The sequence below is a fragment of the Halomonas sp. DQ26W genome (assembly GCF_003339685.1).
GTDB lineage: Bacteria > Pseudomonadota > Gammaproteobacteria > Pseudomonadales > Halomonadaceae > Halomonas.
The window spans coordinates 31,489-43,281 of sequence record NZ_QPKI01000012.1; the positions used below are offsets into that span (position 1 = coordinate 31,489).

At 60.7% G+C, this 11,793-nt stretch carries 13 protein-coding genes; 11 read left to right on the plus strand and 2 right to left on the minus strand.

All coding sequences use genetic code 11. The features are described from left to right. Positions 1-95: 95 nt before the first annotated feature. From gorA to yidD, 10 genes are all read left to right on the plus strand, one after another. Entirely contained in the window at positions 96-1,457 is a 1,362-nt protein-coding gene (gene gorA, locus DU490_RS08225; RefSeq protein WP_114573832.1) for a glutathione-disulfide reductase, read from the plus strand. Positions 1,458-1,713: 256 nt separating this feature from the next. Next, the gene (ectA, locus tag DU490_RS08230; protein ID WP_114573833.1) at positions 1,714-2,292 is read left to right on the plus strand and encodes a diaminobutyrate acetyltransferase; all 579 of its coding nucleotides are present in this window, start codon (positions 1,714-1,716) and stop codon (positions 2,290-2,292) included. A 90-nt stretch (positions 2,293-2,382) separates the two neighbouring features. Beyond that, positions 2,383-3,648 (plus strand): diaminobutyrate--2-oxoglutarate transaminase, encoded by a 1,266-nt coding sequence (gene ectB, locus DU490_RS08235; protein ID WP_114573834.1) that lies wholly within the window; start codon positions 2,383-2,385, stop codon positions 3,646-3,648. A gap of 99 nt (positions 3,649-3,747) precedes the next feature. Next, positions 3,748-4,158 carry an ectoine synthase gene (locus DU490_RS08240; protein WP_114573835.1) on the plus strand — a complete coding sequence of 137 codons (411 nt, stop codon included), beginning with the start codon at positions 3,748-3,750 and terminating at the stop codon, positions 4,156-4,158. A gap of 341 nt (positions 4,159-4,499) precedes the next feature. After that, positions 4,500-5,348, plus strand: a complete 849-nt coding sequence (locus DU490_RS08245) for an ATP-dependent zinc protease (protein ID WP_114573836.1) — start codon at positions 4,500-4,502, stop codon at positions 5,346-5,348. A 35-nt stretch (positions 5,349-5,383) separates the two neighbouring features. Next, positions 5,384-6,889 (plus strand): inactive transglutaminase family protein, encoded by a 1,506-nt coding sequence (locus DU490_RS08250; protein ID WP_114573837.1) that lies wholly within the window; start codon positions 5,384-5,386, stop codon positions 6,887-6,889. 4 nt (positions 6,890-6,893) lie between these two features. Continuing rightward, positions 6,894-7,895, plus strand: coding sequence for an alpha-L-glutamate ligase-like protein (locus tag DU490_RS08255; RefSeq protein WP_114573838.1), 1,002 nt, complete (start codon positions 6,894-6,896; stop codon positions 7,893-7,895). A gap of 33 nt (positions 7,896-7,928) precedes the next feature. Then, the gene (locus DU490_RS08260; RefSeq protein ID WP_114573839.1) at positions 7,929-8,381 is read left to right on the plus strand and encodes a transcriptional repressor; all 453 of its coding nucleotides are present in this window, start codon (positions 7,929-7,931) and stop codon (positions 8,379-8,381) included. Positions 8,382-8,420: 39 nt separating this feature from the next. After that, positions 8,421-8,873: a phosphoribosyl-AMP cyclohydrolase gene (gene hisI, locus DU490_RS08265; RefSeq protein ID WP_181869998.1), complete on the plus strand. Its 453-nt coding sequence runs from the start codon at positions 8,421-8,423 to the stop codon at positions 8,871-8,873. Between the two features lie 3 nt (positions 8,874-8,876). Next, on the plus strand, positions 8,877-9,227 hold the full coding sequence (gene yidD, locus DU490_RS08270; protein ID WP_114573840.1) for a membrane protein insertion efficiency factor YidD: 351 nt from the start codon (positions 8,877-8,879) through the stop codon (positions 9,225-9,227). Positions 9,228-9,281: 54 nt separating this feature from the next. Here yidD and DU490_RS08275 read toward each other — a convergent pair whose 3' ends face one another. Next, complete coding sequence (locus tag DU490_RS08275) at positions 9,282-9,713, minus strand: SufE family protein (RefSeq protein WP_114573841.1); 432 nt, start codon at positions 9,711-9,713, stop codon at positions 9,282-9,284. A 247-nt stretch (positions 9,714-9,960) separates the two neighbouring features. Between DU490_RS08275 and DU490_RS08280 the strand changes: the two genes are divergently transcribed. Continuing rightward, positions 9,961-11,034: a DNA-binding protein gene (locus DU490_RS08280; protein WP_114573842.1), complete on the plus strand. Its 1,074-nt coding sequence runs from the start codon at positions 9,961-9,963 to the stop codon at positions 11,032-11,034. Positions 11,035-11,101: 67 nt separating this feature from the next. Here DU490_RS08280 and nfuA read toward each other — a convergent pair whose 3' ends face one another. Continuing rightward, the gene (gene nfuA / locus DU490_RS08285; RefSeq protein ID WP_114573898.1) at positions 11,102-11,692 is read right to left on the minus strand and encodes a Fe-S biogenesis protein NfuA; all 591 of its coding nucleotides are present in this window, start codon (positions 11,690-11,692) and stop codon (positions 11,102-11,104) included. Positions 11,693-11,793 lie beyond the last annotated feature (101 nt).

Sequence of the window (11,793 nt, forward strand, 5' to 3'; positions counted from 1 at the left end):
GTCAGCCACGGCACTCCCGAGGCACGGCCTGCACTGGTATCATCGCTCCATTCCAACGGGCCCTGTTCGAGTGCCCTGTTCGTGAAGGAGAACCCATGCCAGACTTCGACTATGACCTCTTCATTATCGGCGCCGGCTCCGGCGGCGTGCGTGCGGCACGCACGGCCGCAGCCGCGGGCGCACGCGTCGCCGTGGCCGAGGATCGCTACCTGGGTGGAACCTGCGTCAACGTAGGCTGCGTGCCCAAGAAACTCTACTCCTACGCTGCCCATTTTCACGATGCGTTCGAGGACGCCAGCGGCTTCGGTTGGCAACTCCCCGGTGCGCCGACCTTGGACTGGGCCACGTTGCGCGATAACAAGAGCGGTGAAATCAAGCGATTAAACGATATTTACGGCCGCCTGCTGGACACTGCTGGAGTACGACTGATCAACGGCCGCGCCCGAGTGGTCGACGCGCATCATGTCGAGGTGGCCGGCGAGCGCATCAGTGCCGCAAAGATCCTCGTTGCCGTCGGTGGCTGGCCATGGGTGCCCGACTTTCCCGGCAGTGAACATACTGTGACTTCCAACGAAGTCTTCGACCTCGAGCAGTTTCCCAAGCGCTTCCTGGTTCTGGGCGGTGGCTATATAGCTGTGGAGTTCGCCAGCATCTTCAACGGCCTGGGAAGCGATGCCCACCTGGTCTACCGGGGCGAATTGTTTCTCCGCGGCTTCGACCGCGAGGTGCGAGAGTTCACCCGAGACCAGATGGCCACCAAGGGTGTGAACCTCCACTTTGAAACCAACATCGAACGTATCGAACCGGGCGATGGAAGTCTGATGGTTACCCTCACCAACGGGGAGACACTGGAGGTAGATGCGGTGCTTTCAGCGACCGGCCGCAAGCCCCATCTGCTGGGGTTGGGCCTCAGCGAGTTGGGTGTCGAGCTCAATACCGATGGCACGCTCAAGGTCAATGAGCGGTTCGAGACATCAGTGCCATCCATCCTGGCCCTGGGGGATGTCACCGGTGGCCCGGAATTGACGCCGGTGGCCCTGGCCGAAGCCATGCACCTGGTCCAGCAGCACTTCTCTGACACCTCCGCCAGGCCACTGGACTACCAGAATATTGCCACGGCGGTCTTCTGCCACCCGAACATCGGCACCGTTGGTGTCTCGGAGGAGCAAGCCCGTGAGAAGTATGGGGCGATCCGCGTCTTCCGGACCGATTTTCGACCCATGAAACATACACTTTCCGGCAGCCAGGAGCGCTGCCTGATGAAGCTCATCGTCGATGATGAAAGCGATGTGGTAGTGGGTGCGCACATGGTCGGAGAGGAGGCCGGTGAGCTGATCCAGGGCATCGCCATCGCCGTCAGAGCCGGCCTGACCAAAGCCGATTTCGATGCCACCGTGGGGATCCACCCGACCGGCGCCGAAGAGTTCGTCACCATGCGAACACCATCGCGCACCTGATGTCATGACTCGATGCAGAGCACTTCATTGGTGCCGCCTGGAGGCGGCACGTTTGCGTGAGGTCGACAGGATGATCCTGGTCTAAACTATCAGCATGAATCGAGGAGCCGACACTATCATCAGACAGGTCGACGGGCTGACAGTGCCGTTGCATAATCTACCGTTATGGAATAGGGCGCGGTACATAATGCCTATTTTGATTTGATCATAAGCCCTGTTATCATTATTCGTAACATCGCTACAGCGAAGTCTGAACATGAATGTGACACCGCAGCCCTTTACACCTTCTGCTGATCTGGCACGGCCCAGCGTGGCCGACGCCGTGGTTGGCAGCGATGCCGCACCGCTGTTCATCCGCAAGCCCAACCCCGATGACGGCTGGGGAGTCTATGAGCTGATAAAATCCTGCCCGCCGCTGGACGTCAATTCCGCCTACGCCTACCTGTTGCTGGCTACCCAATTCAGGAATACCTGTGCAGTGGCAACCAACCAAGAGGGCGAGATCGTCGGCTTCGTTTCTGGCTACGTGAAAAGCAACGCTCCAGACACCTATTTCCTATGGCAGGTAGCCGTGGGTGAAAAAGCCCGTGGTACGGGACTCGCGCGGCGCCTGGTGGAAGCCGTCATGACCCGGCCCGAGCTTGTCGATGTCCATCATCTGGAAACCACCATCACGCCTGACAACCAGGCCTCATGGGGGCTTTTCCGCCGCTTGTCCGATCGCTGGCAGGCTCCCTTGAATAGCCGTGAATATTTCTCCACGGACCAGCTCGGCGGCGAGCACGACCCCGAGAACCTGGTGCGTATCGGTCCCTTCGAAGCCGGTCGCCTCTGATTTCCCATCCGCTAGACGCTGGGTGGCCGAAGTACAGCGCCGCCCTCGCTCTCCCTACGCTTATTTCCACCCTCACCAGGAGGCCGCACGATGCAGACCCAGATACTTGAACGCATGGAATCCAACGTTCGCACCTATTCACGCTCATTCCCGGTGGTCTTCACCAAGGCCATGAATGCACGCCTCACCGACGAGGACGGTCGTGAATACATCGATTTCCTGGCGGGCGCCGGTACGCTCAACTATGGCCACAACAATCCCCACCTGAAGCAGGCGCTGCTCGATTACCTGGCCAGCGATGGTATCGTCCACGGTCTGGATTTCTGGACAGCCGCCAAGCGTGACTACCTGGAAACCCTTGAGAAGGTGATCCTCAAGCCGCGCGGCCTGGACTACAAGATCCAACTGCCGGGGCCGACCGGCACCAACGCTGTAGAAGCCGCCATCCGCCTGGCACGCGTGGCCAAGGGGCGCCATAACATTGTCACCTTCACCAACGGGTTTCACGGTGTCACCATGGGCTCGCTCGCCACCACCGGTAATCGCAAGTTCCGCGAAGCCACTGGCGGCATCCCTCTGCAGGGTGCGGCCTTCATGCCCTTTGACGGGTATCTTGGCGAAAATACCGATACTCTCGACTATTTCGAGAAGCTGCTGGCCGACAAGTCCGGTGGCCTCGACATTCCTGCTGCAGTAATCATTGAGACCGTGCAGGGGGAGGGTGGCATCAACGTGGCCGGCCTCGAGTGGCTGAGGCGTCTGGAGCAAATCTGCCGCACCAACGACATCTTGCTGATCGTCGACGACATCCAGGCCGGCTGTGGCCGTACCGGCAAGTTCTTCAGCTTTGAGCATGCCGGCATCACTCCGGATATCGTGACTAACTCCAAGTCACTATCTGGCTTTGGCCTGCCTTTTGCCCACGTGCTGATGCGTCCCGAGCTCGACAAGTGGAAACCCGGCCAGTACAACGGCACCTTCCGCGGCTTCAACCTGGCCTTTGCCACCGCGGCTGAGGCCATGCGACAGTATTGGTCCGACGATACTTTCGAGCGGGATATCCAGCGCAAGGGCGACATCGTCGCAGACCGCTTCCAGAAGATCGCTGCCTGGCTCACCGAACATGGTGTCGAGGCTACGGAACGGGGACGTGGCTTGATGCGCGGGATCGATGTCGGCACCGGCGAGATCGCCGACAAGATCACCGGCAAGTCGTTCGAAAACGGCCTTGTTATCGAGACCAGCGGTCAAGATGGTGAAGTGGTCAAGTGCCTTTGCCCGCTGACCATACCCGACGAGGATCTTCAGCAGGGTCTGGATATTCTCGCAGAGAGCGTCAAGCAGGTCATCGCCTGAGAGAACCAGAGATAACCAGAGAGAGCAGGGCGATAGCATCTGGTGTATCGGCCGGCTACCCGCAGCCGGCCCATCAATAGTCAACGGGAGTGACACTCTATGATCGTTCGCAATCTTGAGGAAGCACGTCAGACCGACCGCCTGGTCAAGTCTGAAAGCGGCACCTGGGACAGTACCCGTCTCAGCCTGGCCGACGATGGCGGCAACTGCTCTTTCCATATCACGCGCATCTACGCCGGTACAGAGACGCATATCCATTACAAGCACCACTTCGAGGCGGTCTACTGTATCGAGGGAGAAGGTGAGGTCGAGACACTGGCTGATGGCAAGATCTGGCCAATCAAGCCGGGTGATATCTATATCCTCGACCAGCACGATGAGCACCTGCTGCGGGCCCAGGAAACCATGCACCTGGCCTGTGTCTTTACGCCAGGCTTGACCGGCAAGGAAGTGCACCGTGAGGATGGCTCCTACGCGCCGGCCGAGGTCGATGACAAGAAGCCAATCTAAGCCGAATATGGCTCGAAGTGGTTCATCCCTTGCCCATGAACCTGCCAAACACCCCCGGACCTGATGGTTGCGGGGGTGTTTGTGTCTCAAAGGCGATGAATGGCGCGGCCGGCCGTGCACTGTTTATCCCACCTTCATCTGTTCGTATAATGTATATTATGTTAAATTGATGATCTTTCCTGTATGTGAAATTGCCGATCTTTCCTGGGAGTTGGACAAGCCAGGCACCGACTCCTTATCATCTCTCGTCGCGATTCGTGCGACGCCACAGTTCGCGCCTCACCCCACACTCCAGGCCTCATTCCCGACTCGGGTGAAGCCCGCCCCGGAGATTTGCATTCATGCGACCGAGACCGCTGCTCGCTATTACGCCCTGGTTGCTGGCTTCCCTGGTGATTTCCGGTTGCGCCCTGGCTCCTGTGGCCGAGCCAGAGCCCGTCCTGAGCCCGGATGCCTTCGACGCTCGCATCGAGCGACTCGAGCGTACGATTGCCCTGCGCTGCGATCAGACCGAGGATCGCCTGTCCCGTCATGACCTTCGCCACGTCGAATTGATGGCCGATGTCAAGGATTCCAATGACTTGCTCCGCCATCTGCGTGGCAGTATCCAGCGGCTGGAACAGCGCGGCGACGAGCCCGTCATCGTCATGGCGGAATGCAACGAGACGGTTGATGCGTCGCTTGCCGACAAGGAATTGGTGGGACGAGCCGAGTGGATCGGCCTGGCCGATATCGGCACCTATCTTCGGGCTCGCATCGATTCCGGTGCCAATACGTCCTCTCTGTCGGCCAAGGAGATCACCCGCTTCGAACGCGATGGCGAAGATTGGGTGCGTTTCAAGCTCGGCATCAATGAGGACGATATCGTCGTCGACGACGTTCGCAACGAGTGGATCGAAGCGCCTGTCGAGCGTCGTGTGCGCATCGTACAGGCCGCCGGAAGCGAGTCGCGCCCGGTGGTAAGCCTGCTGATGACCCTAGGGTCGATTCGCGAACCGGTTGAGTTCACGCTTAACGATCGCACCCACCTGAACTATCCGGTGCTCCTGGGCCGCCGATTCCTGATGGATATCGCACTGATCGATGTCGCTGAAACCTACCTGCACCCAAGGCCCGAGTTCCCCGGTGGCCGCCCCGCCGCCGAAGCGGCACAGGACGAAATCAACGACCAGGATGAGGAAGACCGCTGAGCAGCGGCGCCTTCGAGCCCCAACAAGGAAGCTTCATGTCACGACTGCCCTTCTATCTCATCGTTGGCCTGCTGATGGCAGTAGGTATTGGCATGAGCGTGCACCGGCACGTCCAGTTCGAAGTCCCCTGGACCCAGGGCGAGCAGCGAACGGTATGGGAGGTTGAGGCGATCATCGATTTCACCGCCCTGGGCGATCCGGTTCGCGTCGACCTTGCGCTACCCCAGCACCAGCGCGGCTATCGCCTGCTGACCGAGAATACGGCGTCACCGGGCTATGGACTGTCGTTCCTCCAGGATGAAACCGGTCGTCGTGCACAGTGGTCGATTCGAGAAGCGGCCGGCAATCAACAGCTCTACTACTCGGCACGTCTGCTGGTGACGGAGGACAGACGCCAGCGGGAGTTGCCGACGCCTCCCCTGCGCGAAATCACTTGGGAGCGCCCCTACGATACCGCGGCCGCGCAGGTCATCGAGCGCGCCTGGGCTCGCAGCGCCGATCCCCACACCTTTGCCCGCGAGCTGATTCAAGATTTCAGCGAGGATCGACAGGCGGAAAACGCACGGCTGTTATTGACCCAGTTCGAGCGCAGCACGCTACTGGTCAGGCTGCTCAACCAGGCCGGCGTGCCGGCACGGGAAGTCAGCGGCCTTCTGCTGGAAGATGGCCGGCGACGCCAGACGCTCACCCCATGGATTCAGGTGTTTGCAGCTGATGACAACTGGGCGCTGTTCAACCCAAACACCGGAGCACAAGGGCAACCTGAAAACCTGCTGCTGTGGGAAAGTGGCGGTCGCGCCGTGCTGGAGGTTCAGGGGGGAAGCAACTCCCGGGTTACCTTCTCGATGCTGTCGCGAAATCAGCCGGCCGCCGCTGCCGTCCGCAGCCAATTGGCAGACGATACCCTGTTGAATTTCTCGATACACAGCCTGCCCCTGGAAGAGCAGGCTTTGTTCCAGACCATCCTGCTGATACCGATCGGAGCCCTGGTGGTGGTTTTCCTGCGCATCATCGTGGGCATCAAGACCTCCGGTACTTTCATGCCGGTCCTGATCGCCCTGGCCTTCATCCAGACTACACTGCCCACCGGCCTTATCGGCTTTCTCCTGATCGTTGCCGTGGGTCTGGTGATTCGCAACTATCTCTCCTATCTCAACTTGCTACTGGTGGCACGAGTGTCGGCGGTGATCATCACGGTCATCGCCATCATCTCGATCTTCTCTGTGCTCTCCTATCGCGTAGGCCTCAACGCGGGACTGACCATTACCTTCTTCCCGATGATCATCCTAGCCTGGACCATCGAGCGAATGTCAATCCTGTGGGAAGAGGAAGGCCCCAAGGAGGTGCTGATCCAGGGCGGCGGCAGCCTGGTCACGGCCGTGCTGGCCTACCTGGCCATGAACAACCCCTGGATCCGCCATATCACCTTCAATTTTCTCGGCGTTCAGCTGATCATCATGTCGCTGATCCTGCTGCTAGGGAACTATACGGGCTATCGCCTACTCGAACTGCGGCGCTTCAAGCCTGTTACCGAGGACTGATTCCATGTGGGCAAGCCCTAGCCAACTACTACGGCACGGCATCATCGGCATGAACCGACGCAATATCCGCTATATCGGCCGCTACAACGACCGCCGGCTCTATCCGTTGGTGGATGACAAGCTCCAGACCAAGCTGTTGGCTCAACGTCATGGCATCACCACGCCCGCTTTGATCGGTACCGTCACGACCCAGTTCGGCGTCAAGCAGCTCCAGAAGATGGTGGCTGGACACCAAGGCTTCGTCATCAAACCGGCCAAGGGCAGCGGTGGCAAGGGCATCCTGGTGATAGAGCGTATCGATGGCGATGGCTTCATCAAGCCCAGCGGCGTTCGCCTGGGCTTGAAGGACCTGGAGCGACATGCCTCCAATATCCTGTCGGGGCTCTACTCTCTGGGCGGCACGCCTGATGTGGCCATGGTCGAAGCCCTGATCAACTTCGACGAGCACCTCTCCGAATACACCTACGAGGGCGTGCCGGACATTCGTGTCATCATCTTTCAAGGCTACCCGGTGATGGCCATGATGCGTCTCTCCACCGCCGCGTCCGACGGCAAGGCAAATCTTCACCAGGGCGCAGTGGGAGTGGGACTCGACATCGACTCAGGTACCGCCGTACGGGGCGTGCAGTACGACCGTCCACGACGGGAGCATCCCGACACGGGCCATGAGCTGGCCAGCCTACTGATACCCGATTGGCGGAGCCTGCTGGAACTGGCTGCCGGATGCTTTGAAATGACCGGGCTCGGTTACCTTGGCACCGATATGGTGATCGATCGCAGCCGTGGCCCCATGCTGCTGGAACTCAACGCCCGCCCCGGGCTAGCTATCCAGATGGCCAACGGAGAAGGCCTCCGTTCACGCCTGGACCTGATCGAAAAGCAACCTGCTGGCCTCGGCGTGGCAGAGCGCGTCGCCTTCGCTCAGCGTCACTTTGCCCGCTGCGGGGAGCTCAAGCACGTCACCCCTCCTCCCCAGCCGCTGGCCGCCCTCCTGCCCAGCGCGTAGAATGGGATCATTCTCCTCAGCATCGGGTCACCCATGACCGATTCAAAGAGCCTGTTGCGGCAGGCCGAAAGACAGTGCCAGCGCCACGGGGCTCGCTTCACCCCAATTCGCCGGCGGGTCCTTGAAATGATTGCCGGGGCCAGCGGCGGCCTGAAAGCCTACGATCTCCTCGACCGACTGGCGGTCGAGCATGCCGCTGCCCGCCCGCCGACGATCTATCGCGCCCTCGATTTCTTGATCGAACAAGGCCTGGTGCACCGCATTGAATCGCTGAACGCCTACGTGGCCTGCCCTTGCCCCGAGCATGCCCACGGCTTCCAGCTGCTGATCTGCCGCCATTGCGGGCGGGTCGAGGAGCTGCATCTGGACGACGTCAACGACCAGCTCAACATCCAGGCGCGGCAACTCGGTTTTCGCGTAGAGCGGCAGACCATCGAGCTGCTGGGCAGCTGCGATGCCTGCCTCCAAGCCACCGCCCACGCCTGAAGTCAGTGCCTGAACTCATCACCGTCTTGTGGAAACGTTATGGTCGATATCTTCAAGGAACTCGAACGGGCCGAGCTCAACGCACGGCAACCGCTAGTCTCGATTCTCGATGCCGTTCGCTTCAATGCCGACGGCCTGATCCCCGCCATTGCACAGCAGCATGACAGCGGCGAAGTGCTGATGATGGCCTGGATGAACCGGGAGTCGCTGGAGGAGACGCTGGCTACCGGCCGGGTCTGCTACTGGTCGCGCTCGCGGCAGAAACTGTGGCGCAAGGGAGAGTCATCCGGCCAGCAGCAGCATCTGCGCGAGGCTCGCCTCGATTGTGATGGCGACACCCTGCTGCTACAGGTGGAGCAAACCGGTCCAGCCTGTCATACCGGGCGGCGCAACTGCTTCTACGTGGCGCTGGAAGGCGACTCGGCACGTATCACCAGTGAGCCTCTCATCGACCCCGACACGCTCTACCAGAAGCCTGTGGGGGGACGCTGAACGATGCACTGCCTGGCGGCCTGGATCCATCGCCTGGGGCGCCTGCTGGCTCGCGGGCTCGGCCTGCTCATGCTCGGCCTGGTGAAGCTTTATCAGGCCACCCTTAGCCCCTTGCTAGGACCCCGCTGTCGCTTCTGGCCCAGCTGCTCCCATTACACGACGGAAGCAATTCAGGTCCACGGCCCGCTCAAGGGCGGCTGGCTGGCTGCGCGTCGGATCGTGCGCTGTCACCCCGGCAGTGAAGGCGGCATCGACCCGGTCCCTGGCGGCCCCAGCGAACGGCTCTGCCAGGATGATCCGGAACTCGACGAGGATTTCCGATGCCGTTGCACCGGGCACGCTTCCGAGCGCTGAGTGGCCGCTCGGTAGTTACGGTAGCTCGCTACCACCCTCCCCCGGCTTGTCTTGTCAGGCAGAGGCCGCCTCCCGCTCCGCCACTTCGTAGATCGACTTCAGCATGGCGTGCAGGCCATTGCTGCGCGTCGGCGAGAGATGCTTGTCGAGCCCCAGGTCCTGCATGAAATGCGGGCTGGTCGCGCAGATCTCCCGAGCGGGGCGCCCGTTGTAGATACGCAGCAGTACCGCGATCAGGCCTGACACGATGGCCGCATCCGAGATCGCATCGAAGTAGAGCACGTCCCCCTCACGCCGATAGTGCATCCAGACATTCGACTGGCAGCCCTGGATCTTTCGCTCGGGCGTCTTCCATTCGTCGGGGAACGCCGGGAGCTGCTTGCCCATGTCGATAATGTACTGGTAACGATCCATCCAGTTGTCGAATATCTCGAACTCGGCCAGCAATTCCAGCTGCGCCTGCTCCGCGGTGGCTTCAGTCGTCATGGGAACTCCGTGGTTGGTATGGTGCCGATTATACCGGCTCATCCAGGGGTTCGTCCGCCCCGGGCGGCAAGCCATGCAATGTCGTCGAAAGTCTCGCGAATGAGGCGATTACGTAATTGATATCATGTAATTATCTTTTCCTTCTTGCCCGCCGGCACTAAACTAGCCGCGACATGCAACAGCACGAGGACATTCTGCCTTGCGGCCAAGTACAGGTAGGGTTCGCAGATGACGTCAGGAGAGCGACATGGCCCGTAGTGGCGTGCAGTACGAAGACGTAAAGCAGGCAATCGATGCGTTGATGGCCAAAGGAGAAGCGCCTAGCGTTCAGAAGATAAGGGAAGTGCTGGGCACGGGCAGCTTTACCACCATCAGCGACCACCTGCGCGAATGGCGTGGTCAGCGTGAAGAGCGAGGCGTTGCCACGCCGGCACAGGGCATGCCCGAACCGATCCAGCAGTTGGCCGAAGGCCTCTGGGAGAAGGCGCAGGATGCCGCCGGAGAAGCCCTCGCCGAGTATCGCGAAGAAGCCGACCGCGAGATCACGATGGCCCGGGATGCCATGCAGGATGCCCAGCGTCAGGTGGAGGATGCCCAGCAGCGCGAAGCGGCTCTTTCAGCCCATCTGGCCAGCATCGAGCAGCGCCTGGAAGCGCGCAGCGCCGCCCTGGCCACCGCAGAAGTCGAGCGCGACCAGGCCCTCGACAAGGCACGACGACTCTGTGAGCGACTCGCCCGCAGCCTTCAACAGCTCGAACGGCTTCAGGCTGAAAGCGAGCTGCAACTCCAAGCGCATCAGCAGGCCCTGGGGGAGCGGGAGACGCAACACCAGGCTCGTCAGCAACAGGCGGAGCAACGCCACGAAGCTGCCGAAACCAGACTGATGAGCCTGCTGGATGAGGCGCGCCAGGAGCGCCTGTCGGGCGAGAAACGCTACGCAGCCAATCTGCGGCAGCTGGAAAGCCGCCAGGAGGCGTTGAAACAGGAGCTTCAGGAGATGCGCAACGTGCTATCCAGGGAGGAGAAGCAGCACCGGGAGACCCAGTGGGCCCGGACTCGAGCAGAAGAGCACGCAGACACCATGCGCCATGAGCAGACGCTGCTCCAGGCGCGTATCGATGACCAGAAACGTCATCTTGAAGAGCAGGCCAGCCGCTTGCGCCTGCTGGAAGCAGAGGTGAGCCGCCGGCTCTGGCAGGGCGATGATCTCAGCCAGGCGAAGGGGCGTCCGGCCCGCAAGACCAAGGAAGGCCCCGCCACGGTGGAACCTTCAAACGAGACTGACAAACAGGCCGAGGGCGAACTGGGCACGAACCGATAACCCTGGTGGTAGCCCTCGAATCACCGCCACAGGCTCAGTTATCGCCAGGCTTGAGCCCCGCCAGCCTTCACCGATAATAAGCGTTTGTGGTATCGGTATGGTCGGTCACGTCACGGATGCCGGCAAGCTCGGGTATACGCTCCATCAGCGTCTTTTCGACCCCTTCCTTGAGGGTCAGGTCAACTGCAGCACAGCCCTGGCAGCCACCGCCGAACGCCAGCACCGCCACCTTGTCATCAGTCAGTTCCGTCAGCTTGATTTCTCCGCCGTGAGCGGCCAGGCCGGGATTGATCTCGCTGTAGAGGATATAATTGACACGGTCCTCAAGCGGACTATCGGCGTTGACCTTGGGCATCTTGGCATTGGGCGCCTTGATGGTCAGTTGACCTCCCATGCGGTCGGCATTGAAGTCGACGACTGCCTCGTCGAGGAAGGCAAGACTGTTCTTGTCCAGGAATACATTGATCTTCTCCAGCTCGACACGCTCGTCGGTAGGCTCCTCCTCACCCGGCCGGCAGTAGGCGAGACAGGTTTCGGCATAAGGCGTACCGGGCTGGGTGATGAAGATGCGCACGGCGATACCCTCGACACTCTGCTTCTCCAGCAGTTCGGCAAGGTAATCCTGGGCACTGTCGGTAATCTGGATAGTCTCGCTCATGGTGTTCTCGCTGCTCTGGCCTCGGCCCATTCGGGCAGGCCGTAAGTGACATACACTCCATGGTAAGCAAAACCGGCCGGCGAGACAATCCCGACTATTTT

Bases quoted from the DNA above. Each gene is read 5' to 3' on its own strand.
- DU490_RS08245 (WP_114573836.1), top strand. From the start codon at position 4,500: ATGCGACCGAGACCGCTGCTCGCTATTACGCCCTGGTTGCTGGCTTCC.
- DU490_RS08255 (WP_114573838.1), top strand. From the start codon at position 6,894: ATGTGGGCAAGCCCTAGCCAACTACTACGGCACGGCATCATCGGCATG.
- DU490_RS08275 (WP_114573841.1), bottom strand. From the start codon at position 9,713: ATGACGACTGAAGCCACCGCGGAGCAGGCGCAGCTGGAATTGCTGGCC.
- gorA (WP_114573832.1), top strand. From the start codon at position 96: ATGCCAGACTTCGACTATGACCTCTTCATTATCGGCGCCGGCTCCGGC.
- DU490_RS08280 (WP_114573842.1), top strand. From the start codon at position 9,961: ATGGCCCGTAGTGGCGTGCAGTACGAAGACGTAAAGCAGGCAATCGAT.
- ectA (WP_114573833.1), top strand. From the start codon at position 1,714: ATGAATGTGACACCGCAGCCCTTTACACCTTCTGCTGATCTGGCACGG.
- ectB (WP_114573834.1), top strand. From the start codon at position 2,383: ATGCAGACCCAGATACTTGAACGCATGGAATCCAACGTTCGCACCTAT.
- hisI (WP_181869998.1), top strand. From the start codon at position 8,421: ATGGTCGATATCTTCAAGGAACTCGAACGGGCCGAGCTCAACGCACGG.
- nfuA (WP_114573898.1), bottom strand. From the start codon at position 11,692: ATGAGCGAGACTATCCAGATTACCGACAGTGCCCAGGATTACCTTGCC.
- yidD (WP_114573840.1), top strand. From the start codon at position 8,877: ATGCACTGCCTGGCGGCCTGGATCCATCGCCTGGGGCGCCTGCTGGCT.
- DU490_RS08250 (WP_114573837.1), top strand. From the start codon at position 5,384: ATGTCACGACTGCCCTTCTATCTCATCGTTGGCCTGCTGATGGCAGTA.
- DU490_RS08240 (WP_114573835.1), top strand. From the start codon at position 3,748: ATGATCGTTCGCAATCTTGAGGAAGCACGTCAGACCGACCGCCTGGTC.
- DU490_RS08260 (WP_114573839.1), top strand. From the start codon at position 7,929: ATGACCGATTCAAAGAGCCTGTTGCGGCAGGCCGAAAGACAGTGCCAG.